Below are 22,674 nucleotides of genomic sequence, written 5' to 3'. Positions count from 1 at the left end.
GGCCGCTGTTGCGCGGCCGATTTCATCGACAACTTCGGTTCCGAAAAACTAGAACGTTGCGTCGGCGCTGAGCATGACGGTGCGGCCCGCACCGGGCACGCCATACAACTGGAAGCCGTCGGAGCTGCTTGTAGTGCGCTGCAAGTAGAACTTGTCGAAAATATTGTTGACGTTCAGGCGCAGGGCAAAGTTCTTATTCACCTTGTATCCCACGGCGGCGTTGAACACCCAGTAGCTGGGCATGTAGACGTCGTTGGGCTGCTGCCCTCCGGGCGCCCTTGCCGAGGTGTAGTTGCCCGCCGTGAAGCGGCGCTTGCCAATGTACTGGGCACCCACGCCGGCATCCCATTGATGATCGAACGAGTAGTTGCTCCAGAGATTGAAAGTCATGTCGGGCACGTTCTTCATCTTGCCGCCCTCTTGCATGGGGTCTGCTTCGTCCTCGAGGATCTTGCTGCGCAACAAGGCCCATCCCCCGTATACCGACCACTTGGGCGTCAGGTTTCCTGCAACGCCGAGTTCGATTCCGCGCACACGCTCTTTGCCGCTGCGCTGGGTGGGTTGGCCCAGTTCGTCGGTATCGGAGGGGTTGCTGCGCTCGACCTGGAACACAGCCGCGGTAAGCGCCAGCTTGTTCTCTAGCACGTCCCATTTGGTGCCCAGTTCCCAGGTCTTCGCCTTGCCAGGTGAGTAATTGGCGTCGGCACTGCCGCCGCCGCTACGCGAAGCCGCTGCGGCGGCGGAAGGCTGGGATGCCTGGCTGTATGAAAGATAGATGCTGCCGTTGCGCACCGGCTTGTAGACCACACCCAGGCGACCGCTCCATACACCGTCGCTTTGCTCATCGGCAAGGCGGCTGCCGTCGCTGTCGTACCATTTGACCTTGAATTTATCGTAGCGCACGCCGGCTGCGATTTCCCAGTTTTCGTTCAGCGAAATCTGGTCATAGACGTACAAGCCCCAATTGGTGACCTTGGCGCCGCTTTCGTCGGTGTAATCCAGGGTCGTCCACGGCCCGTCGTAATGGGTGATCGGGTTCCTGACGTCGATGACCAGGGCCTGTCGGTCGGGGATGAAGCTGGGAACGCTGTAGCTGCGAGGATCCTTGCGGTAGCTTTCTTCGTAGAACTCCACCCCGGTCACCATCTGATGGCGCACGCTGCCGGTGTGGAAATCCAGGTTCAGGTCCGTCTGGTTGGCGAAGATCCTGCCCTTGTAGGAATTGACGTTGCCCCGCAGGCGGTTCACGGCCAGGTAGCCGGTGGGATAGACCTCGTTGCCGGCACTGTCGTAGCCCCAATAATTGCTGCTGCCGGGTGCGGGAATGAGCTGTCCGGCTTCGGTCGCGCCGACCGCGTTCAGCATCCGGCCACCCGTGTTCAGCAAAGTGAACCGCTTGGTTTCGGACCAGCGCGTCTGGTTGCGGATAGAGGTCTTGGCATTGAAATCGTGCTCGACGCGCAAAGTGGCGCTGCTGTGCTCGGTCTGTTCGGTATCGACATTGTCGAACTGGCCCCAGTACTCGCGCGAGATGCCGTTCATGCGATGGCCGCTGCGATTGACCGGCACGCCCCAGTCGGGGGTGTTGTCGTCCTTCTGGTACATATACATGGCGGTGATGCGGGTATCGGTGCCAAGGCCCCAACTGAAAGATGGCGCAATGCCCCAGCGTTCGTAGTCGGAGCCACCGCGCTTGGCCACGTCGTTCTCGTGCCACATGGCGTTCAGGCGGAATGCGCTGGTATCGCCCACCTGGTGGTTCAGGTCGGCCGTGGTGCGCCGGTAATGGTCGGTGCCCACGCCGGCATGGAAGTTGTAGAAGCTGTCCAGCCGGGGGGTCTTGGTAACCAGGTTCACCGAACCGCCCACGGCGGCCACCCCTGACTCGATCGAACCGGTGCCCTTGAAGACTTCGGCCTGCTCGAGGTTGAATGTGTCGGTGCGGGTGCTGAGGGCGCTTTCGCGTACGCCGTCGACCGTGATGCTTTGCTCGGCCGAGAAACCGCGTATCGTCATCATGTCGCCCCATCCGGCGCCGCCTTCGCCGGAAGAAAACGTAACGCCCGGCACATTGCTCAGCACCTCTTGCAGGGACTGCGCGTTCTGCTGCCGAAGGACCTCGGAGGGAACGATATTGATGGTTTGCGGCGTGTCTACCAGCGGCGCCGTGAACTTGACCGACTGCACGGCCTCGGGCTTGAATGCCGGCGCCGTGCCCTGAACCTGGACCGGAGCCAGCTGCGATACCCCGCTGTCCTGGGCCGCCGCCGTTGCGGGCACCGCCAGCGCACCGCATACGGCCAGATACAGCAGGTTGAAACGTTGGGAAGAGTGCTGAGAGTTCTTGACCATGAATGGTTTCCTGTTATTGATATGAAAATCCACGCCCCATGGGCGCGTGCCCCGCGATCATGAACAGTAATCATTCTTAATAACATAGTCAACTAAATGTCAGCTTTGTAAGGCAAAAATCCGGCGCACTTGAAGAAAAACGGCTACTTCGTCGCAGAAAACCGACATTCAATACTGCTTCAACACAGATACGCGACGAAGAGCACACTGCATTTCGCGGACAGAAATAACCAAGACACGAATCCGCCGGAGGGCATGCATGCCCCACGCTCGGAACGGACGGTGGATGAGCCAGGCCCCTGTTGCACGCCCGTCGGGTGCCGGCCGTATAGTCTGCGACCATCAAGGCCACGGACGGGCGCGTCCCGGAAGACGCTCGTTGACGGCTTAGCGGCCGGCTTCTTCCGCGCGCAGCGTGGCCGTGGGGGCTTCCTGCCCCGCGTCGGCCAGTTCGGGAACTTCCTCGCGCTCTTCGAGTGTCCATTCGCGCCAGATGGCGACCAGCAGCGCCATCAGCACGGGGCCGATGAACAGGCCCACGAAGCCCATGGTCTGCACTCCCCCCACCAGGCCGAAGAAAGTGGGCAGGAAAGGCAGCTTGACCGGACCGCCCACCAGGCGGGGACGCAGGGTCTTGTCGACGATGAACAGTTCGACCGTGCCCCACAGGAAGAGGCCCAGGCCGGCCATGGCATTGCCCGAGCCGACCAGATACAGCGACACTAGCGTAAAGGACAGCGGCGCGCCGCCCGGGATCAGGGCCATGAAACCCGTGACCACGCCGAGCAATACCGGCGACGGCACACCGGCCACCCAATAGGCCACACCCAGCACCACGCCCTCGCCCAAGGCGATCAGCCCCATGCCGGTCACGGTGGAGTTGATGGTGGCCGGCACCATGCGCGAGAAGCGCTGCCAGCGGCCGGGCAGCACACGCTCGCCAACGACGTCGAGCTGGGTGCGGATGCGCGCGCCGTCCTTGTAGACGAAAAACAGCACGATGAGCATGAAGATGACGGTGAGCAGAAGGCGGAAGACGTCGCCGGTGGCCGACAGAAGCATGCGGTAGATGTTGCCCAGATGCTCGCCGCTGACCATCTCGACCAGCTCGCCCAGCGCATGAGGCTCGCCCAGGTAGGTGACCCAGTGACGGGCGAGCCATTCACCCGCCAGGGGCAGTTCGAGCAGCCAGAGCGGCACGGGCACGCCGTCGCGGTTGGCCGCCAGCGCCCAGCGTATGAAGCTGCTGGCCTCTTGCACGGCAAAGCTCAGCGCCAAGGACAGCGGAATGATGAGGACCAGGATGACTATGCCCAGGGCCAGGCTGGCGGCAAGCGCGTCGCGCCCTCCGCAGCGGCGCAGCAGGCGCTGGTACAGGGGCCAGCTGGCCAGGCATATGATCAGGGCGGCCAGGACGGGAACCAGGAAACCACGAAGAAAATAAAGCCCGGCAAGAATGACGAGCACGAGCAGCCAGCGTGTGATGAGATAGGCGGGCAGGATGGGTTGCATGATGAGGGAGGCGTTAGGATTGCCGTAAGGTTAAACCAAAAACCGGCCGGACATATAGCGATACACTACGCCTTGTCCGCGAATACAGGAGATCCGGCGGTGTCCGATCCTCAAGACCAAACCGCATCCGCCTCCTATAGACGCTACTTCTGGCTGGTCGCCTGCGCAGGGTTTGCAAGCATGGCCAGCATGCGGCTTTGCGACACGCTGCTACCCGAACTGGCCCATTACTTCGGCGCGGATATCGGCGCCGCAGCCGGGGCGGTCTCGATGTTCGCCATTGCCTATGGCGTCTTCCAACTGGTCTACGGGCCCTTGGGCGATCGCTACGGCAAACAACGTGTAATTTGCCTGGCCGTGGCGGTTTCGGCCGTTCTGAACCTGGCCCTGGTCTTCTCGCCCGACCTCTCGGTGCTGATCGGGCTGCGCTTTCTGGCGGGCGCCACGGCGGGCGGCATCATTCCCCTTAGCATGGCCTATATCGGCGACTCGGTACCCTACACGCGCAGGCAGCAAGAGCTGGCCAAGTTCCTGCCGGCCACCATTTTGGGCATGATCGCCGGCCAATGGGCGGGCGGCGTGTTTGCCGACACGCTGGGCTGGCGCGCCGCCTTTGTGCTGCTGGTCCTGCTGTTCGGCGCGGCCACGGCGCTCATGGTGCGCGACCTGCCTCCCGCGCCCAGTGCGGCAAGCCGCAAGGAAAACAAAAGCTATGCCGCCCAGCTAATGCTGGTGCTGCGCACCCCCTGGGCCCGCCGCATACTGATTGCGGCCCTGATAGAGGGCTGCTTCGCCTATGGCGCCTTCGTCTTCATCCCGGTGCACCTGTACAAGCATTTCGGCCTGTCGCTGAGCATGGCCGGAGGCGTAGTGGTGCTGTACGGCCTGGGCGGCCTGGGCTACACCCTGTTTGCCCGCCGCATCGTGACACGGCTGGGGGAACAGAGCATGGTGGTATGCGGCAGCATCCTGATGGCCGCCGCGTACGGCCTCCTGGCCTTCGCGCCCTCATGGGGATGGGCGATGCCCGCCTGCGCGATCGCCGGCTTCGGCTTTTACCTCATCCACAACACCCTGCAGGCCAACGCCACGCAAATGGCTCCCCTGGCGCGCGGCACCGCCGTATCCTTATTTGCCTGCAGCCTGTTCCTGGGCCAGTCCATAGGCGTCAGCATCATCGCCCTCTTGCTCGAAAGCCTGGGCACCCGCCTGGCCTTCCTGCCCAGCGTGGCGGCGCTTCCGCTCCTGGGCCTATGGCTGGCACGCTCCATAAAGCGCCATCGCAAGGCCCAGGAGCGCCCGCATGGATGACGCCAACTTCAGCCGGCGCCCCGTGCCGGCTTCGGCACGCCGAAACACGCTGGCGCTTAGCGCCGTCATGCTGGGCCTGACCTTCTTCTCGGCCAGCATGTGGGCCGGAGGAACACTTGGCGCGGGGCTCTCGTTCGACGAATTCTTCCAGGCCGTCGTGGCGGGCAATCTCATATTGGGCATCTACACGGCCGCGCTCGGATACATCGGCGCGCGCACCGGCCTGTCCACCCATTTGCTTGCCCATTATTCATTCGGCGTCAAAGGTTCGTGGCTGCCCTCGCTGCTGCTGGGCGGCACACAAGTGGGCTGGTTCGGCGTGGGCGTGGCCATGTTCGCCATTCCGGTGGCCAAGGCCACGGGCTGGGACACCCACTTGCTCATTGCAATCTCGGGCATTCTCATGACCCTTACCGTGTACTTCGGCATCGCGGGGCTGACCGCGCTGTCCGTGGTCGCCGTACCCGCCATCGCGCTGCTGGGAAGCTATTCGGTGTGGCTGGCCGTTGAACAGGCCGGAGGGCTGGACGCATTGCGCGCCGGCGTCGCAAGCGACCCCATGCCGCTGGAGGCCGCCATCGCCCTGGTGGTGGGGTCGTTCATCAGCGCCGGCACGCTTACCGCCGATTTCGTCCGGTTCGGCCGCAGCGCCATGATGGCCGTGGTGGTGTGCCTGGTGGCCTTTTTCGCCGGCAATTCGCTGATGTTCATCTTCGGCGCGGCCGGCGCCGCCGCAACGGGCCAGGCCGACATCAGCGACGTGATGATGATGCAGGGCCTGATCTGGCCCGCCATCGTGGTGCTGGGCCTGAACATCTGGACCACCAACGACAATGCGCTGTATGCCTCGGGCCTGGGCTTTGCAAACATCACGGGCCTGTCGAGCCGGGTGCTGGCGGTGTTCAACGGCCTTGCCGGCACCCTTGCGGCCATGTGGCTGTACCACCACTTCGTGGGCTGGCTAAGCTTTTTGTCGGCCGCCATTCCGCCCATAGGCGGCGTGATCATTGCCGACTACCTGGTAAACCGCGGGCGCTACCGGCACTATCCGGCCACGGACGTCGTGGCGCTCAACCCCGCGGCCATCGCGGCCGTGGCGGTGGGCCTTGCCTGCGGCCGCTGGCTGCCCGGCATCGTGCCCGTCAATGCCGTGCTGGGCGCCCTGCTTTCCTACCCCCTGCTGACGCGCCTGCGCCGCTGAGCATCGTCGTTCCAGGCCGCCGTCCGGCGCCTTGCGCTGTCATGCCCTGCCCGCCCCCTTGCGCCGCTGAAGGGCGAAGCACACCACGATGATGGCCAGCACGATGGCCTGCGCAGCCAGCGTCTGCAGGGTGGGATACACGCCCAGTATCTCGATGCGCGGCGCGGCCACGGGCAGAACGTCTATCCAGCCGGCCTCCTGCAGGGCCGACACCCCCTTGCCCGCAAGCACGATGGCCAGCAGGGCAACCAGGATGGAGGTCAGCGAGAAAAACTTGCCTATCGGCATGCGGGCGCTGGTGCGCAGCAATATCCAGGCGACGATGGCCAGCAGCGCAACCGCAACGGCAAAGCCCGCCAGCAAGGCGCCGCCGTTGCCGTCGGTGGCCAGGGCCGAGTAGAACAGCACGGTTTCGAACACTTCGCGGTACACCGCGATGAAGGCCAGGGCGAACAGGCCCCAGGCCGAGCGGTGGCTCATCGCGCCCGACACCTTCCGGTGCAGGTATTCCTGCCAGCGGCCGGCCGCGCTTTTCTGGTGCATCCACAGCCCGACGCCCAGCAACACCACGGCTGCCAGCAACGAACCCAGGCCCTCGGTCAGTTCTCGGCTGGCCCCGCTGATGGTAACGAGGTAGGTGGCCGCCACCCAGGTGAGAGCGCCCGCCACCAAAGCCAGCACCCAGCCGGCATGCACTGCCTTCAGGGCGTCGGGGCGCTCGGCCTTCTTCAGGAAAGCGATGATGCCGATGACGATGAGAAGGGCTTCCAGGCCTTCGCGCAGCAATATCGTCAGCGCGCCCAGGAAGGTGGTAAGCGGCGCCGCCTGAGACTGGCCCATCTCGCCGTCCACGCGGGCGAACAGGCCATCCAGGCGGCCCGCCACCTGCTCGGCGGCGGCGACATCGCGGCTTCCGACGGCCGACCGATAGGCCAGCATGGCGTCTTCTACTTCAGTCAGCAGGCTGGCATTGCGCGCGCGGAGCATGGGTTCGATCGGCTCGAATCCGTCGAGATAGGCCGAAAGGGCCAGCGACGACGCCGCGGCATGTTCGCCCGCGCGCAAGGCCGCGAGACTTTCGGCCAGGCGCTGCCGGGCCAGAGAAACACCCGACTGCTCCGCGGCGGCGACCACGGCAGGCTCGGCACGCAGGAAGGCGGTCAGGTCGCGGGCCGCATCGGCATCGAGCGTGCGTGCGGCCTCGGCCTGGCTCGTCGTGGCGACGGCGGCCAGATCTTGATACAGCGCCTTGGCCTTGGGGTCGTTGTTCCAGATGTCGCGGCCCCGCTCGCGCATGGCGTCGTCATAGGCCATGCCGCCCGCAAAAAACGCCAAGGCCCAGCGCTCGTCGTCGGAAAGCGCGGCGAAGGAGGCCATGGACGTACCCTCGACGCCCTGGGAGATGACCTGATACAGCGCCAGCACGCTGCGCGACGCCGCGCGATCGGCATCGGTGAAGGCGATGGGGGCCGGGTCGAGCCCCGCCGCGGCAATGCCGTCCGCATCGCCGCCCACGCCGTGGCAGGAAGCGCAGTGCGTCGCATACAAGCGCGCACCCACCTGCAGGTCGGGAACATGATCGGGCGCCACGGGCATGGGATAGGCCTTGAGCAGCAAGGCATTGGCCTGGTGGGCGATTTCGGCCACTTGAGCCGCGTCGGCCTTGTCCCGCACCGCCTGCCCCAGGTTTTGCACCAGAGAGGCGATCTCATCCTTGGACTCGGTGGGGGGCAAAGCCTGCAGGCGCGCCGCCGCCGTCTGGGTGAACTCGAGCATTTCGGAATACTCGCCTTCGCTGATGACTTCGCCACCCTGCACGGCACCGCTGTAATCGACCGCGACATAGTCGAGCAACTGCCACAACTGGCGTGCGTCGGCGCCCTGCCCGCCGGATTGCGCATATGCCGATGCGCCGGCAAAAACCATCATCAGGCACGCAAGAACGCGTACCGCCTTTACCCCAAACCCGGCCAGAATCATGATGCTCCGTGAAATTTATTGCGTAAACGAGACTTATTCCCGCCATTACTATACGCGAACCAACTAACGGCAGGCTGAACGGCGGCCGCCCTGCCCGACAGTACACTGAAAACGGTATCATGGCTGCAATTCGCACATCCACGCCGGAGCAACCGCATGGCCCACCAAAACGACAGCGCCAGCCTGGCGCTTTTCTGTGATTTCGAAAACGTGGCCCTGGGCGTGCGCGACGCCCAGTATGAAAAGTTCGACATACAGCTGGTGCTCGAGCGGCTGCTGCTCAAGGGCAACATCGTCGTCAAGAAGGCCTACTGCGACTGGGAGCGCTATAAAAGCTTCAAGTCGGCCATGCACGAAGCCAGCTTCGAGCTCATCGAAATTCCGCACGTGCGCCAGTCGGGCAAGAACTCGGCCGACATCCGCCTGGTGGTCGACGCCCTTGACCTCTGTTATACCAAGGCCCACGTCGACACCTTCGTCATCATCAGCGGCGACTCCGACTTCTCGCCCCTGGTGTCCAAGCTGCGCGAGAACGCCAAGCAGGTCATAGGCGTGGGGGTCAAGCAGTCGACCTCCGACCTGCTCATAGCCAACTGCGACGAATTCATCTTCTACGACGACCTGGTACGCCAGACCCGCTCGGCCCGCAAGCCCGCCGGCGTAGCGCCTGAAGCAGTAGCCAAGACCCCGCAATCGTCCGAAGACAAGCAGCAAAGCCGGCGCGACCAGGCCATCGCCATCGTGGTCGACACCTTCGAGGCACTGCTTTCAGAGCGCGGCGACAGCGACAAGATCTGGGCCTCGACCCTTAAGCAGGCCATCAAGCGGCGCAGGCCCGACTTCAACGAGTCGTACTACGGGTTCAAGGCCTTTGGCAGCGTGCTCGACGAAGCGCAGGCCCAGGGCCTGCTCGACGTAGGGCGCGACGAAAAATCGGGCGCCTATGTTTCCAGGCCGCCCGCCCCGGCCAAGCCCGCGAACAAGCCCCGCAAAAGCGCCAAGGCGCCCAAGAGCGCCGACGCCGCCCAGCCATCGCCGCCTGCGCGTAAAACAGCGCGCAAGAAGCCGGCCAAAGCCGAGGGCATTTCTTAGGGCTGCCGCGGCCGTGCCCGGCTGCAGGACGGAAATACCGGCCCTAGACGCCGATGTCCTCGTTCCAGAGTTCTGGCTTGTCGCGTATGAAGCCGCGCATCATGGCGATGCAATCGGCGTCTTGCAGCACCTCGACCTGCACCCCGCGTTCGCGCAACAGGGCTTCGTCGCCCATGAACGTCTGGTTTTCGCCCACGATCACCTTGGGAATGCCATAAAGCAGAATGGCTCCCGTGCACATCGGGCAAGGCGACAAAGTGGTGTACAGCACCGACTCGCGATAGACGCTGGCCGGCTGGCGGCCCGCATTTTCAAAGGCGTCCATCTCGCCATGCAGGATGGCGCTGCCCTGCTGCACGCGGCGATTATGCCCGCGTCCGATGATGCGGCCCTGATGGACGATGACCGAACCGATGGGGATGCCGCCTTCGGCAAGGCCCTGGCGGGCTTCATCGATGGCGGCTTGAAGAAAGGCATCCATTGCGCGTTCCTGGTGATTGAGCCGCGCCCTGGTGTTGATTCGACCTGCCCAAGAACAGTATTGCGCAAGCCTGCGCCGCCTAGACGGTGCGCACGACCTCGGTGCCCGCTTCCGACAATTCCTTCATCAATGCGTCGCACTGCCTGGGATTGCGCGGATGCAGCACCAGCGACCACCTGCCCTGCTCGGCCGCTTGCCTGACCTTGAGAATGACGATCTGGTGGTCGGGGCGCGCCATGACGAGGCCACCTGTCATCATGCCCGCTATGGTAGCAAAACTGATGATCACGGCGGCGCTGGCCCAAGGCGAAGACACGATGAAGGGAATGGCCAGGCCGTACAGCAGGACCCACAACGCGACGCCGGCCAGCAGACCGAGGGCGCCCAGGATGAGGTGCGCCCGTATGCCTGTGCGCGCAATGCCCTGCGTCTCGGGCTCGAGCTTGCGCGCAAAGCCCTGCTCGTGCGGCGCCACCAGCATCCACTGCGAGGGCGCCAGCCCCGCCTTGCTGCTTAGTACGTCCGCGGCGCCGGAAGCCGCGTCGCGCGTGTCGTAGATGGCCGCGATCTTGGTGGTGGCGCGCTCGCCAAACAATGCCTGCCAGCTCATGGGCACCTCCGAAGGGGGAGACGCGCACAGGCAGCAATTGCCGTGCCGGTGACCCGAGCCGCCGCCCCCAGGGCGGAAACGGTGCCAGGGAGCCCGGCCCGGCGACGGGCAATGTCCGGCGCGTCAGGTCGCCGTATACATGGCCTTGCCGTCGATCAACCGCAGCCAGCCCTTGGCAACGCGATAGATGCTCCAGACCAGCACGCCCAGCAGGACGAGATAGCCGATCATGACGGCCAGCAGCACGACGCCCACGATGCCCCACAACAATGAATACCAGAAGGTGCGGATCTGCCAGCGGAAATGCGATTCGAGCCAGGTGCCGCGCGCTTCGCCGATTTTTATGTGGGCGATGATGACACCCACCACGGCAGTGATGCCGACGAAATAGCCCACGGCCTCGAGCGCGTAGACCACCATGGCCACTGTCTTGAGCGAGTCCTTGCCGGGGCCGCCCTGGCTGGAGTCGGCGGCCTGCGCAAGCTGTGTGTCGTTGTCGTTCATGTGTACGTTTCCCCCGCGCTTTTGTCAGCGCGTACGTTGATCGATAGCGGACGCATGCCGCAAGGCGTAATGCTAGCAAGGCAAGAGCGCGCCGTCTTGTCTTTTCTCTGTATATGCCGTTCCGGTCTTTGCAAGTAAGAAAGCATTCGTTCACTTTCGCAGGCCCTGCCCATAAGCTGGACGTTCATTCAACTCTAGCTCCGGCATGAAAGCACCATGAACGACAAAGCCTCGAACCCGCCCCGCCTTTCCCTCGCTCTGCGCCGCCTTGTTCAGGCGGCAGCGCTTTCCCTGGCCGCTGCGCTACCCGCCCAGGGCGCGGAAGTCTCGCTGCTGAACGTCTCGTACGACCCCACTCGCGAGCTGTACCAGGAATTCAACGCAGCCTTCGCCAGGCATTGGCAGGAGAAAACGGGCGATACCGTGCAGGTCAAGCAATCGCATGGCGGCTCCGGCAAGCAGGCGCGCACTGTCATAGACGGCATTGCCGCCGACGTCGTCACGTTGGCGCTGGCCCCCGACATCGACGCCATCGCACAGCGCGGACTGATCGACAAAGATTGGCAAAAACGCCTTCCGCACAACAGCTCGCCCTATACCTCGACCATCGTATTCCTGGTGCGCAAGGGCAATCCCAAGCATATCCAAAACTGGGACGACCTGCTCAAGCCGGGCATCTCCGTCATCACGCCCAACCCCAAGACCTCGGGCGGAGCCCGCTGGAACTACCTGGCCGCCTGGGGCCATGCCCTGAAGAAATCGGGCGGCGACGAAGCCGCGGCGCGCGACTTCGTGGGCAAGCTGTTCCGCCAGGTGCCCGTGCTCGATTCCGGCGCGCGCGGATCGACCATCACTTTCGTTGAACGGGGCATAGGCGACGTCCTGCTGGCCTGGGAGAACGAGGCGCTGCTGGCCCTGAATGAACTGGGCCCCGACAAGGTCGAGATCGTCGCGCCTCCGATCAGCATCCTGGCCGAACCGCCGGTTGCCGTGGTCGACAAGACCGTGGACCGCCGCGGCACGCGCGAAGTCGCCAACGCCTACCTCGAGTACCTGTACAGCGACGTCGGCCAGGACATCGCCGGCAAGAACTATTTCCGTCCTACCTCGAAGGAGGTCGCCGCCAAGTACGCCAGCCAGTATCCCGCCGTGGAACTGTTCACCATTGCCGACGTGGCCGGAAGCTGGGAAGAAGCGCAGGCCAAGCACTTTGCCGACGGCGGCGTGTTCGACCAGATCTACCAGCCGGGCAAGTAATTTCCGGGGCGCCGGGCGGCCCGGGGACGCGATGCCGACACACGCGTCGTGGGCCGCGGGCGCACCCCTGCCCTGGTGTTTATGCCTATCGCGTCTTTGTACATGCGAAGTTAATCGTTCCTTCCGCGGCGCGGCAATGCAACCATATTGAGCGTCGCGCTTTATTTTCAATCATCGTCCATGCAGATCGCCTTACCCTTCAGTTTCAGAGACCGGCGCCCAGGCCGGGTGCTGCCCGGATTCGGGCTTACCGGCGGCTTCACCCTGTTCTACCTGTGCCTCATCGTCCTGATTCCGCTTTCGGCGATCTTCCTGAATACCTTCACGATGTCGTGGGAAGGCTTCGTCAAGGCCGCCACCAGCGACCGCGTCATGGCCTCTTACCGCCTGACCTTCGGCGCGGCGCTGCTGGCCGCAGCGCTCAACGTCGTCTTTGGCACGCTGGTGGCGTGGGTGCTTGAACGCTACGACTTCGCCGGCAAGAAGCTGATCGACGCCCTGGTCGACCTGCCCTTCGCCCTGCCCACCGCCGTGGCCGGCATCGCGCTTACCGCGCTCTATGCTCCCAATGGCTGGATAGGCTCGCAGCTCGAGCCCCTGGGCCTCAAGGTGGCGTTCACGCCCCTGGGCGTGATAGTGGCCATGACCTTCATCGGCCTGCCCTTTGTCGTGCGCACCGTGCAGCCCGTGCTGCAGGAAGCCGACCGCGAGTTCGAAGAGGCCGCCGCCAGCCTGGGGGCCAACCGCCTGCAGGTGTTCCTGCGCGTCATCCTTCCGGCCATACTGCCCGCCCTGCTTACCGGTTTTGCGCTGGCGTTCGCGCGCGCCTCGGGCGAGTACGGCTCGGTGATCTTCATCGCCGGCAACATGCCGATGGTGTCCGAGATCACGCCGCTGCTCATCGTCACCCAGCTTGAACAATACGACTATGCGGGCGCCACGGCCATCGCCATGGTCATGCTGCTGACGGCGTTCGCCGTGCTGCTGGCCATCAACCTGCTGCAAGCCTGGACGCGCCGGCGCAGCCTGGCGCCGGAGGCCTGACATGAGCAGCTCGACCACCGCACTGCCGGCGCTCCGGCCCGTTGCCGGCCGCCTCGACCAGGCTCCATCGGCGCTGGCAGAGCCCCGCTGGGTACGCCGTCTGCTCATCACCATCGCGCTGGCCTTCCTGGCCCTGTTCCTGTTCATGCCGCTGGCGGCCGTCTTTGCCGAGGCCCTGCGCAAGGGCTGGGACGCCTACCTGGCGGCAATCGTCGAGCCCGACGCGCTGTCGGCCATACGGCTCACCCTGCTGACCGCCGCCATCGCCGTGCCCTTGAACCTGGTCTTCGGCGTCTGCGCCGCCTGGTTCATCGCCAAGTTCGAGTTTCGCTGCAAAAGCCTGCTGATCACCCTGATAGACCTGCCCTTTTCCGTCTCGCCGGTGATATCGGGCCTGATCTTCGTGCTGCTGTTCGGCGCCCACGGCTGGCTCGGGCCCTGGCTGCAGGAACACGACATCCGCATCCTGTTCGCCGTGCCCGGCATCGTGCTGGCCACCGTCTTCGTCACCTTCCCCTTCATTGCCCGCGAGCTCATTCCCCTGATGCAGTCGCAGGGAACGGAAGAAGAGGAGGCCGCCGTCGTACTGGGCGCCTCGGGCTGGCAGACCTTTCGCCATGTCACCCTGCCCAACATCAAGTGGGGCCTGCTGTACGGCGTCATTCTGTGCAATGCACGCGCCATGGGCGAGTTCGGCGCCGTGTCGGTGGTGTCGGGCCACATACGCGGCGAAACCAACACCATGCCCCTGCACGTGGAAATTCTTTATAACGAATACAACTTCGCCGCCGCCTTCGCCGTCGCTTCGCTGCTGGCCCTGCTTGCCCTGGCCACCCTGGCGCTCAAGTCCTATATCGAATGGCGCGACGGCCAGGCGGCGCTGCCGCAATTACGACAGGAGTCATGACCGTGAGTATCGAAGTCCTCAACATCAAGAAGCGCTTTGGCGACTTCGTCGCCCTGGACGACGTCTCGCTCAGCTTTCCGCAAGGCGCACTGACCGCCCTGCTGGGGCCGTCGGGCTGCGGCAAGACCACCCTGCTGCGCATCATCGCCGGCCTGGCCCAGGCCGACAGCGGCCGGGTGCTGCTCGAGGGCGAAGACGCTTCGCACCAGCACGTGCGCCAGCGGCAAGTGGGCTTCGTGTTCCAGCACTACGCCCTTTTCCGCCACATGACCGTGTTCGACAACATCGCCTTCGGCCTGCGCATCAAGCCTCGCAGTCAGCGCCTGCCGGCGGCCAAGATCCGCGAGCGCGTCAAGCACCTGCTCGAGCTCGTGCAGCTCGACTGGCTGGCCGACCACTATCCCTCGAGCCTTTCGGGCGGCCAGCGCCAGCGCATCGCGCTGGCCCGCGCCCTGGCCGTCGAGCCCCGCGTGCTGCTGCTGGACGAGCCTTTCGGCGCGCTGGACGCCAAGGTGCGCAAAGAGCTGCGCCGCTGGCTGCGCCGCCTGCATGACGAACTGCACGTCACCAGCATCTTCGTCACCCACGACCAGGAAGAAGCGCTGGAAGTGGCCGACCAGGTCGTCGTCATCAACAAGGGCCGCGTAGAACAAGTGGGCCCGCCCGCCGAAGTCTACGAAAACCCCGCCTCGCCCTTCGTCTACGGCTTCCTGGGCGACGTCAACCTGTTTGCAGGCCGCGTCCACCAGGGCGTGCTGCACGCCGGCCCCATCTCTCTGCGGGCCCCCGAACACCAGCAGGTGCACGACCTGCCCGGAGTCGGCTATGTGCGCCCGCACGAGCTCGACGTAACGCCCTACCGCCCCGGCGAAGAAGGCATCGTGGCGCGCCTGCTGCACGCCAACGCCATCGGCCCGCTCGCCCAGCTGGAGTTCCAGCGCGAAGACGGCACGGGCCTGCTGCAGGCGCTCATACCCAGCGAGGCCTACCGCGCGCTGGCCCCCAAGACCGGCGACCGCCTGCTGCTCAAGCCGCGCCGCATGGAAGTTTTCCTGGAGCAGGCCGCCTGAGGAAGTATTCCTGAAGCAATCCGCCTGATAAAGTACGGGATGAAAGGCAAACACCCAGCCTAAACACAAAACACTTCCCCACCGGGCGGCATGAAGATATTTTTCAACGTTGTCGGCTGCATCGCGCTGGCCCTGGCCGTAATAGGCGCCGCCATACCGCTGGTACCCACCACGCCCTTCCTGCTGCTGGCCGCGGCCTGCTTCATGCGCGGCTCTGAACGCATGTACCGCTGGCTGACCGGCAATCGCGTCTTCGGCCGCTACCTGCTCGACTTCCAGGAGCGCAAGGGCGTCACCTTGCGCGTGAAGCTCACCGCCATCGCCGTGATGTGGGTCTCGCTGTCGTATTCCATATACATGCTGCCCTCGCTGGCACTGCGAATACCGCTGGCATTGATGGGCATCGGGGTGACCGCCTACCTGGCCCTGGGCCTGAAGACCCTGCAAAGGCCGGGCCCAAGCGGCTCACGGCAAATCAATGATCAAACACCGCGCTGAACACATAGAAAAATATCGTATCATTAGAGCGGTCTTTTCCTTCAACCCGCCCCAAGCCGAATGTCGCTGATCCTCATCCTCATATTGCCGTTCATAGGCAGCCTGATCGCCGTCGCGCTGCCTTCCAATGCGCGTAATATAGAGGCCTGGCTTTCGGGCGCCATCGCCCTCGCGTGCGCCGTCCTCACGGCCTTGCACTACCCGGCCATCGCCGAAGGCCAGGTCGTCCAGTTCTCCACCCCCTGGATCCCGGGCGGGCTGCCCATAGATTTCAACCTGCGCATGGACGGCTACGCATGGCTGTTCGGCATGCTCATCACCCTGATGGGCGCCCTCATCGTCCTGTACGCGCGCTACTACCTGTCGCCGCAAGACCCCGTACCGCGCTTCTTCTCCTTCTTCCTGCTGTTCATGGGCTCGATGCTGGGCGTCGTCATGTCCGGCAACCTGGTGCAGCTGGTCGTGTTCTGGGAGCTCACCAGCCTCACGTCCTTCATGCTCATCGCCTACTGGAACCACCGCCTCGATGCGCGGCGCGGCGCGCGCATGTCGCTTACGGTCACGGGCGCGGGCGGGCTCTGTCTGCTGGCGGGCGTGCTGATGCTGGGCCACGTCGTGGGCAGCTACGACCTCGACATCGTCCTGGCCTCGGGCGACATGGTGCGCCAGCACCCCTGGTACACCACCATACTGGTGCTGATCGCGCTGGGCGCCTTGACCAAAAGCGCCCAGTTCCCCTTCCACTTCTGGCTGCCCAACGCCATGGCCGCGCCCACGCCCGTGTCGGCCTATCTGCATTCAGCCACCATGGTCAAGGCCGGCGTGTTCCTGCTGGCCCGCTTCTGGCCGGTGCTGGCGGGCACCGACGAATGGTTCTACATCATCGGCGGCGCGGGGCTGTGCACCCTGGTGCTTGGGGCTTATGCGGCCATATTCCAGCAAGACATGAAAGGCGTGCTGGCCTATTCCACCATCAGCCACCTGGGCCTCATCACCCTGCTGCTGGGGCTCAACAGCCGCCTGGGCCTGGTCGCCGCCATCTTCCACATGATGAACCACGCCACCTTCAAGGCGTCGCTCTTCATGGCCGCGGGCATCGTCGACCACGAAACCGGCACGCGCGACATGGGGCGCCTTTCAGGCCTGCGCAAGGCCATGCCCATTACGGCCACGCTGGCCGTGGTGGCCGCGGCTTCCATGGCCGGCGTGCCGCTGCTCAATGGCTTCCTGTCCAAAGAAATGTTCTTCGCCGAAACCGTGCTGGCCAGCCACGGGCCCGTCATCGAATCGGGGCTGCCGCTGATGGCGGTGGTGGCCAGCGCCTTCAGCGTCGCCTATTCGCTGCGCTTCGTGCTCGAAGTGTTCTATGGCCCCAAGGCCACCGACCTGCCGCGCTCGCCGCACGAGCCGCCCTTCTGGATGCTGGTGCCCAGCGGCCTGCTGGTGCTTACCTGTCTGGTCGTGGGGATGCTGCCCATGTACACCCTGGGCCCGCTGCTTGAGTCGGCCACATTCTCCATACTGGGCGACGCCACGCCGCATTACGACCTGAAAATCTGGCACGGCTTCAACCTGCCGCTGGCCATGAGCCTTACGGCACTGGCGGGCGGCATCCTGCTCATGCATCTGCTGCGCCACCAGAACTACGTCAAGCCGGGACGCGCGCCCCTCATCTACCGTTTCGACGGACGCCGCAGCTTCGAGCTGCTGATGGAAGGCATCGACTCGCTGTCGGCCACGCTGCTCAACCTGCTCTACTCGCCGGGCCTGCAACGGCAATTGCTGGTCATTACCGCGGGCACCTTTGTCGTGGCCCTGCTGCCGCTCATGCGCGGCGGATGGCTGCAGCCCGAACTGGGCACCGAAGCCAACCTGTTCTTCATCACGCTGTGGCTGGCCGGGTCGGCCTGCGCCATCGGCGCGGCGCGGCAGGCCAAGTTCCACCGCCTGGCCACGCTGGCCCTGTCGGGCGGCGCGGGCCTTGCCACGGCGCTCACCTTCGCCTGGTTCTCGGCTCCCGACCTGGCCCTTACCCAGCTCGCCGTCGAGGTGGTCACCGTGGTGCTGATCCTGCTGGGCCTGCGCTGGCTGCCGCCCCGCATCGAAGCCGACGACGGCAGCGCCCCGCTCAACGCCCGCACGGTCGTTCGGCGCGGCCGCGACCTGGCCGTCGCCGTGGCGGCGGGCGCGGGCATGGCGGCACTGGCCTATGCCGTCATGACACGCCCCTCCGGCCAGGGCATTTCTGATTTCTTCCTGCTCAATGCCTTGCCCGAAGGACACGGCTCCAACGTCGTCAACGTCATACTGGTTGACTTCCGGGGCTTCGATACGCTGGGCGAGATCACCGTGCTGGGCATCGTCGCGCTGACCGTCTTCGCCCTGATGCGCCGCTTCCGTCCGCCGCCCGAAAGCATCAAGGACGGCCCGCTGCGACGCCAGCAGGGCGCCAACAACCCATCGCTCGACCATGTCGAGCCCGAGCCCGATCCCGAAGCCGACCTGCCCCGCGGCAATATGCAGGCACCCGCCGTCCTGGCCAGGCTGCTGCTGCCCATGGCCGTACTGGTGTCGCTGTTCTTCCTGCTTCGCGGCCACAATCTTCCCGGCGGCGGCTTTGTCGGCGGCCTCATCATGGCCACCGCCATCATCCTGCAGTACATCGTGGGCGGCGTGGTCTGGGTCGAATCCAGGCAAAGCATACGGCCCCAGAAGTGGATCGCGCTGGGCCTGCTGGTCGCCGGCTGCGCGGCGCTCTCGGCCTGGGCCGTGTCGCGGCCTTTCCTGTCGGCCCTCGTCGGAGACTTCGACCTGCCCATGATCGGCACGGTGCACCTGTCCAGCGTACTGTTCTTCGACCTGGGCGTGTACATGCTGGTGATCGGCGCAACAGTGCTGATGCTGGTCGCCCTGGCCCACCAGTCGCTGCGCTTTCGCCGCAAGGTGCCGCACGCCGGGGCGGCAGGCGCCGCAACCTCAAGTTCTGGAGCAAGCTAGTGGAAATCATTCTTGCCATCGCCATCGGCGTGCTGACCGGCTCGGGGGTCTGGCTGGTCCTGCGCCCGCGCACGTTCCAGGTCATTATCGGATTTTCCCTGCTGGCCTATGCGGTGAACCTCTTCATTTTCTCGATGGGCAGGCTGCGCGTCAGCGCCGCGCCCGTCATCGACAAGTCCGGCGAAATCGACCCCCTGCTGTACACCGACCCGGTGCCCCAGGCCCTGGTCCTTACCGCCATCGTCATCGGCTTCGCCACCACGGCGCTGTTCCTGGCGGTGCTGCTGGCATCACGGGGCTTCGCGGGCAATGACCACGTCGATGGCAGGGAGGCCGATCTGTGAACGGCTGGCTGCAACATCTGCCCATGCTTCCCATCGCGACGCCGCTGATGGCGGGCGCACTGCTGGTCCTGCTCAAAGAATCCCGCCGCAAAACCCGCCTGGCGCTGTCCTTTGCCTCGGTGCTGTTCCAGATCTTCGTGGCCTATCAGCTGCTTCTGATGACAACCGGGCACATGCCCGATCTTTGGCCGCAGAACATCGCCGTGTACCTGGTGGGCGACTGGCCGGCCCCGTTCGGCATCGTGCTGGTGGCCGATCGCCTGGCGGCGGTCATGCTGCTGCTGTGCTCCATACTCGGACTGGCGGCCCTCATTTACTCAACGGCCCGCTGGGAGCGTGCCGGGGTGCACTTCCTGCCGCTGTTCCAGTTGCTGCTGATGGGCCTGAACGGCGCCTTCCTGACCGGCGACCTGTTCAACCTGTTCGTGTTCTTCGAAGTGCTGCTGGGCGCTTCGTACGGGCTCATGCTGCATGGCACGGGCGAAATGCGGGTTACGGCCGGCCTGCACTACATTGCCACCAACCTGGCTGCTTCCTTCCTGCTGCTGATCGGCATCGCTCTTATCTACGGGGTGACCGGCACGCTCAACATGGCCGACCTGGCCATCCGCGCGGGCCAGCTTACCGGCGCCGACCGGCGCCTGTTCGAGGCGGCCGCGGCCATCCTGGGCATCGCCTTCCTGACCAAGGCCGCCGCCTGGCCGCTCAACTTCTGGCTTCCCAACGCCTATGGGCATGCCTGCGCCCCGGTCGCCGCCGTGTTCTCCATCATGACAAAGGTGGGCATATACGCCCTGCTGCGACTGGGCTCGCTGCTGCTGCCCACGGGGGCGCCCGCCGCCTTCGGCGGAGAATGGATGTTCCCCCTGGGCGTGGCCACCCTCATCTTCGGCGCGATCGGCATCCTGGCCACCCAGCAGGCCGAGCGGCTCATCGGCTATTGCGTCATCATGTCTTCGGGCACGCTGCTGGCGGCATTGGGCATGCCGGGTGTCGCGCTTACCGGTCCGGCGCTGTTCTACCTGCTTACCTCGGTCCTGGCCCTGGGCGCCTTCTACATGCTGATAGAAATGATCGAACGCACCCGTAGCTTCGGCGCCGACGTGCTGGCCGTCAGCCTGGAAGCCTTCGATCTCGACGACCCCGAATCGCCCGACCGCTCGGACGATGTGGTGGGCGTGGCCATTCCCGCCGCCATGGCCTTTCTGGGCATGGCCTTCTTCTGCTGCGCGCTGCTGGTCGCGGGCCTGCCTCCGCTGCCGGGCTTCGTCGCCAAGCTTTCCCTGCTGTCGGCGGCGTTGCAGACCTCGGCCACCGACACGCCCTCGCTGGCTGCCTGGACACTGGTCGCCGCCGTGCTGCTTTCGGGGCTGGCCGGCATCATTGCCCTGAGCCGCACAGGCATACGCCTGTTCTGGACCGCCGAAGACATCGTGGTCCCCCGCCTGCGGGTCAGCGAGGCGGGCTCGGTAAGCCTCCTGCTGCTCAGCTGTATCGCGCTGGCGATCTGGGCCGGCCCGGTCATGGATTTTCTCGAAGAAACGGCGCTGCTGCTCGACCGGCCGCAATCCTATATTGATGCGGTGATGTCTCATCAACCCGTGCGTGCATTGGGGGGCATGCCATGAAGAATGTCCTGTATTGGCTGGTGCTTCCGGCGGTGCTGCTGGTCATCTGGCTGCTGCTGAACAACTCGGTCTCGCCGGGGCATCTGGCAACGGGCACCGTGCTGGCGCTGCTGCTGGCCTGGGCGGCCATGGCGCTGCGGCCCGTGCGTTCGCGGCCCAAGCGCCCGCTTCTCATGATCAAGCTCGCCGCGCGCGTCGTGTCCGACATCATCCACTCGAACTTCGCCGTGGCCCGCCTGATCATCCTGGGCGCCGACTCGCATACGCCCGGCTTCATGAAGATCCCGCTCAGCCTGCGCGACCCCCATGCCAGGGCGGCGCTCGCCTGCATCATCACGTATACGCCCGGCACGGTCTGGTCGGGCTACTCCGACGAAACCAACACGCTCACGCTGCACGTGCTCGACCTCAAGGACGAGAACCACTGGATCGAGCTGGTGCAGAACCGCTATCAAAGCCTGCTGATGGAGATATTCGAATGACCACCGTTCTGTTCTGGGCCGGCACCTATGCCCTGAGCTGCTTCGCGATCGCGCTGGGCATCGCCACGGTGCAGCTGCTGCGCGGCCCCACTCCGCAGGATCGCGTGCTGGCCCTCGACACCATGTACATCAACGGCATGCTCATTATTCTGGTGCTTGGCGTGCAGTATCAAACCGGCCTGTATTTCGACATCGCCGTCATCATCAGCATCTTCGGCTTTGTCAGTTCAACGGCCATGGCCAAGTTCTTGTTGCGAGGCGAGGTAATCGAACCATGAACGACCTTCCATTATGGGTCACCATACCCAGCACGCTGCTGCTGGTGCTTAGCGGCACCATGACGCTCATCGGCTCGGCCGGCCTGCTGCGCTTCCGGCGCTTTTATTCGCGCATGCACGCGGTTACGCTGGGCAACACCATGGGCGCCGGCTGCGTCGTGCTGACCAGCGTGCTGGTTGCATCCACCCTGGCGCATCGTCCGGTGGTGCACGAGCTGCTGATCATCATGTTCCTGGTCATCGTATCGCCCGTCACCGCCATCCTGCTGATGCAGGCAGCCCTGCGCCGCGACGCCCGCCGGCCGGTCCGCGAAGACTGAGCCGGCTTCGCGGCCAGGCCCGCAAAGCGAGGCAATTCAGGCGGGCTCGGCCGCAATGACGTAGTCGTGGCCGTGGCGCAAGCCCCCTTCGGCCTTTGCCAGCGCCAGCGCCCGCTGGCGCAATTGCGCCACATGCTCGGACATGGCGGTGGCCAGCGCCCGGTCGCCCAGGCGAAGCAGGCGCTGGTCGCACATGTCCAGCTGGCTGTTGATGAATCTTTCGCCGTAGCGGATGGCAAGGCGCCGGGTATCCACCGGCTTGAAACCCGCCAGCCGCAGCTGCCGCAAGATCCAGTCCATCGGGTATTCGCGATAGGGCCGGTCGCCCGCCAGCAGCAGGCAGGCGTCGCGCAGCCGCCCTATCTCGCACACTATGCGCCCGGCCGGATCCGTGGGTGAATACGGCACATAGGGTTCCAGACCCACCACATAAAGCCTGTGCCTCACCATGGGACGCAGGCGGGCGAAGATGCGGTCTTGCCAGTATGGCGCAAACCCCTCTATGGCGCCCACCAGGTAGTCGGCAAGCACCGTGTCGTACTGCTCGCCCGCCAGCAGCTCGGGGTCCATCCAGTTGCCGACCAGCAGGCGATCGTGCTCGCGCATGGCATCGCCGACAAGGCGCTTGACGTCGTCGGCCATGCTCTGGGCGCCCGTCACGGCCGTCCAGCCGGCGGTCTCTTGTTCAAGCAGCCACGACATGGAGCCGCGCCCCGTGCCGGCGTCGAGCACACGGCCCCAGGGCAAGCCGCCGTGCATGTGCCGCACAAGGTCGTACAGGTTCTTGAATGGGATACTGTCCATGC

The 22,674-nt window shown here is 64.9% G+C and carries 20 protein-coding genes and 1 pseudogene; 14 read left to right on the top strand and 7 right to left on the bottom strand.

Annotation, left to right across the window (positions count from 1 at the left end):
• Positions 1–48: 48 nt before the first annotated feature.
• Positions 49–2,352, bottom strand: coding sequence for a TonB-dependent receptor (locus tag C7440_RS15980; RefSeq protein WP_017523697.1), 2,304 nt, complete (start codon positions 2,350–2,352; stop codon positions 49–51).
• 387 nt (positions 2,353–2,739) lie between these two features.
• Positions 2,740–3,864: an AI-2E family transporter gene (locus C7440_RS15975; RefSeq protein ID WP_017523698.1), complete on the bottom strand. Its 1,125-nt coding sequence runs from the start codon at positions 3,862–3,864 to the stop codon at positions 2,740–2,742.
• A 99-nt stretch (positions 3,865–3,963) separates the two neighbouring features.
• Between C7440_RS15975 and C7440_RS15970 the strand changes: the two genes are divergently transcribed.
• Positions 3,964–5,175, top strand: coding sequence for an MFS transporter (locus C7440_RS15970; RefSeq protein ID WP_116519223.1), 1,212 nt, complete (start codon positions 3,964–3,966; stop codon positions 5,173–5,175).
• On the top strand, positions 5,168–6,376 hold the full coding sequence (gene codB / locus C7440_RS15965; RefSeq protein ID WP_017523700.1) for a cytosine permease: 1,209 nt from the start codon (positions 5,168–5,170) through the stop codon (positions 6,374–6,376). Before C7440_RS15970 ends, codB begins: the two co-directional genes overlap by 8 nt.
• A gap of 39 nt (positions 6,377–6,415) precedes the next feature.
• Here the strand turns inward: codB and C7440_RS15960 are convergent, their stop codons facing one another.
• On the bottom strand, positions 6,416–8,356 hold the full coding sequence (locus tag C7440_RS15960; protein WP_116519222.1) for a cytochrome c/FTR1 family iron permease: 1,941 nt from the start codon (positions 8,354–8,356) through the stop codon (positions 6,416–6,418).
• Between the two features lie 156 nt (positions 8,357–8,512).
• Here C7440_RS15960 and C7440_RS15955 point away from each other — a divergent pair.
• Positions 8,513–9,311 (top strand): annotated as a pseudogene (locus C7440_RS15955) (NYN domain-containing protein); the annotation flags it as partial.
• A 180-nt stretch (positions 9,312–9,491) separates the two neighbouring features.
• Here C7440_RS15955 and C7440_RS15950 read toward each other — a convergent pair.
• The 3 genes from C7440_RS15950 to C7440_RS15940 all read right to left on the bottom strand — a co-directional run bounded on the left by C7440_RS15950 (position 9,492) and on the right by C7440_RS15940 (position 11,043).
• The gene (locus tag C7440_RS15950) at positions 9,492–9,929 is read right to left on the bottom strand and encodes a nucleoside deaminase (protein WP_017523703.1); all 438 of its coding nucleotides are present in this window, start codon (positions 9,927–9,929) and stop codon (positions 9,492–9,494) included.
• A gap of 79 nt (positions 9,930–10,008) precedes the next feature.
• On the bottom strand, positions 10,009–10,539 hold the full coding sequence (locus tag C7440_RS15945) for a hypothetical protein (protein WP_116519221.1): 531 nt from the start codon (positions 10,537–10,539) through the stop codon (positions 10,009–10,011).
• Positions 10,540–10,662: 123 nt separating this feature from the next.
• Entirely contained in the window at positions 10,663–11,043 is a 381-nt protein-coding gene (locus tag C7440_RS15940) for a DUF4870 family protein (RefSeq protein WP_017523705.1), read from the bottom strand.
• Positions 11,044–11,259: 216 nt separating this feature from the next.
• On the opposite strand from C7440_RS15940, the gene C7440_RS15935 reads away from it, so the two are divergent.
• From C7440_RS15935 to mnhG, 11 genes are all read left to right on the top strand, one after another.
• On the top strand, positions 11,260–12,300 hold the full coding sequence (locus tag C7440_RS15935; protein ID WP_116519220.1) for a sulfate ABC transporter substrate-binding protein: 1,041 nt from the start codon (positions 11,260–11,262) through the stop codon (positions 12,298–12,300).
• Between the two features lie 180 nt (positions 12,301–12,480).
• Complete coding sequence (gene cysT / locus C7440_RS15930; protein ID WP_017523707.1) at positions 12,481–13,344, top strand: sulfate ABC transporter permease subunit CysT; 864 nt, start codon at positions 12,481–12,483, stop codon at positions 13,342–13,344.
• A 1-nt stretch (position 13,345) separates the two neighbouring features.
• Positions 13,346–14,251, top strand: coding sequence for a sulfate ABC transporter permease subunit CysW (gene cysW, locus C7440_RS15925; protein WP_017523708.1), 906 nt, complete (start codon positions 13,346–13,348; stop codon positions 14,249–14,251).
• Between the two features lie 2 nt (positions 14,252–14,253).
• The gene (locus C7440_RS15920) at positions 14,254–15,321 is read left to right on the top strand and encodes a sulfate/molybdate ABC transporter ATP-binding protein (RefSeq protein ID WP_026067793.1); all 1,068 of its coding nucleotides are present in this window, start codon (positions 14,254–14,256) and stop codon (positions 15,319–15,321) included.
• 90 nt (positions 15,322–15,411) lie between these two features.
• Positions 15,412–15,819 carry a YbaN family protein gene (locus tag C7440_RS15915; RefSeq protein WP_116519219.1) on the top strand — a complete coding sequence of 136 codons (408 nt, stop codon included), beginning with the start codon at positions 15,412–15,414 and terminating at the stop codon, positions 15,817–15,819.
• 60 nt (positions 15,820–15,879) lie between these two features.
• On the top strand, positions 15,880–18,816 hold the full coding sequence (locus tag C7440_RS15910; protein WP_017523711.1) for a monovalent cation/H+ antiporter subunit A: 2,937 nt from the start codon (positions 15,880–15,882) through the stop codon (positions 18,814–18,816).
• Positions 18,816–19,160: a Na+/H+ antiporter subunit C gene (locus tag C7440_RS15905; protein WP_017523712.1), complete on the top strand. Its 345-nt coding sequence runs from the start codon at positions 18,816–18,818 to the stop codon at positions 19,158–19,160. Before C7440_RS15910 ends, C7440_RS15905 begins: the two co-directional genes overlap by 1 nt.
• A gap of 23 nt (positions 19,161–19,183) precedes the next feature.
• Positions 19,184–20,788, top strand: coding sequence for a monovalent cation/H+ antiporter subunit D (locus C7440_RS15900; protein WP_218940706.1), 1,605 nt, complete (start codon positions 19,184–19,186; stop codon positions 20,786–20,788).
• A complete protein-coding gene (locus C7440_RS15895; protein WP_017523714.1) occupies positions 20,785–21,270 on the top strand; it encodes a Na+/H+ antiporter subunit E in 486 nt (161 codons plus the stop codon). Before C7440_RS15900 ends, C7440_RS15895 begins: the two co-directional genes overlap by 4 nt.
• On the top strand, positions 21,267–21,548 hold the full coding sequence (locus C7440_RS15890; protein ID WP_017523715.1) for a K+/H+ antiporter subunit F: 282 nt from the start codon (positions 21,267–21,269) through the stop codon (positions 21,546–21,548). The genes C7440_RS15895 and C7440_RS15890 overlap by 4 nt, the downstream gene beginning before the upstream one ends.
• Positions 21,545–21,868: a monovalent cation/H(+) antiporter subunit G gene (gene mnhG, locus C7440_RS15885; protein ID WP_017523716.1), complete on the top strand. Its 324-nt coding sequence runs from the start codon at positions 21,545–21,547 to the stop codon at positions 21,866–21,868. Before C7440_RS15890 ends, mnhG begins: the two co-directional genes overlap by 4 nt.
• 36 nt (positions 21,869–21,904) lie before the next feature.
• Here mnhG and C7440_RS15880 read toward each other — a convergent pair whose 3' ends face one another.
• The gene (locus tag C7440_RS15880) at positions 21,905–22,672 is read right to left on the bottom strand and encodes an SAM-dependent methyltransferase (RefSeq protein ID WP_017523717.1); all 768 of its coding nucleotides are present in this window, start codon (positions 22,670–22,672) and stop codon (positions 21,905–21,907) included.
• Between the last annotated feature and the right edge of the window lie 2 nt (positions 22,673–22,674).

Origin of the sequence: Pusillimonas noertemannii (assembly GCF_003096595.1) — a bacterium.
In the GTDB taxonomy this organism is placed as follows: Bacteria; Pseudomonadota; Gammaproteobacteria; order Burkholderiales; family Burkholderiaceae_B; genus Pusillimonas; species Pusillimonas noertemannii.
Note: the sequence above shows the minus strand (reverse complement) of the source record. Positions and strands in the feature narration are given on the sequence as shown.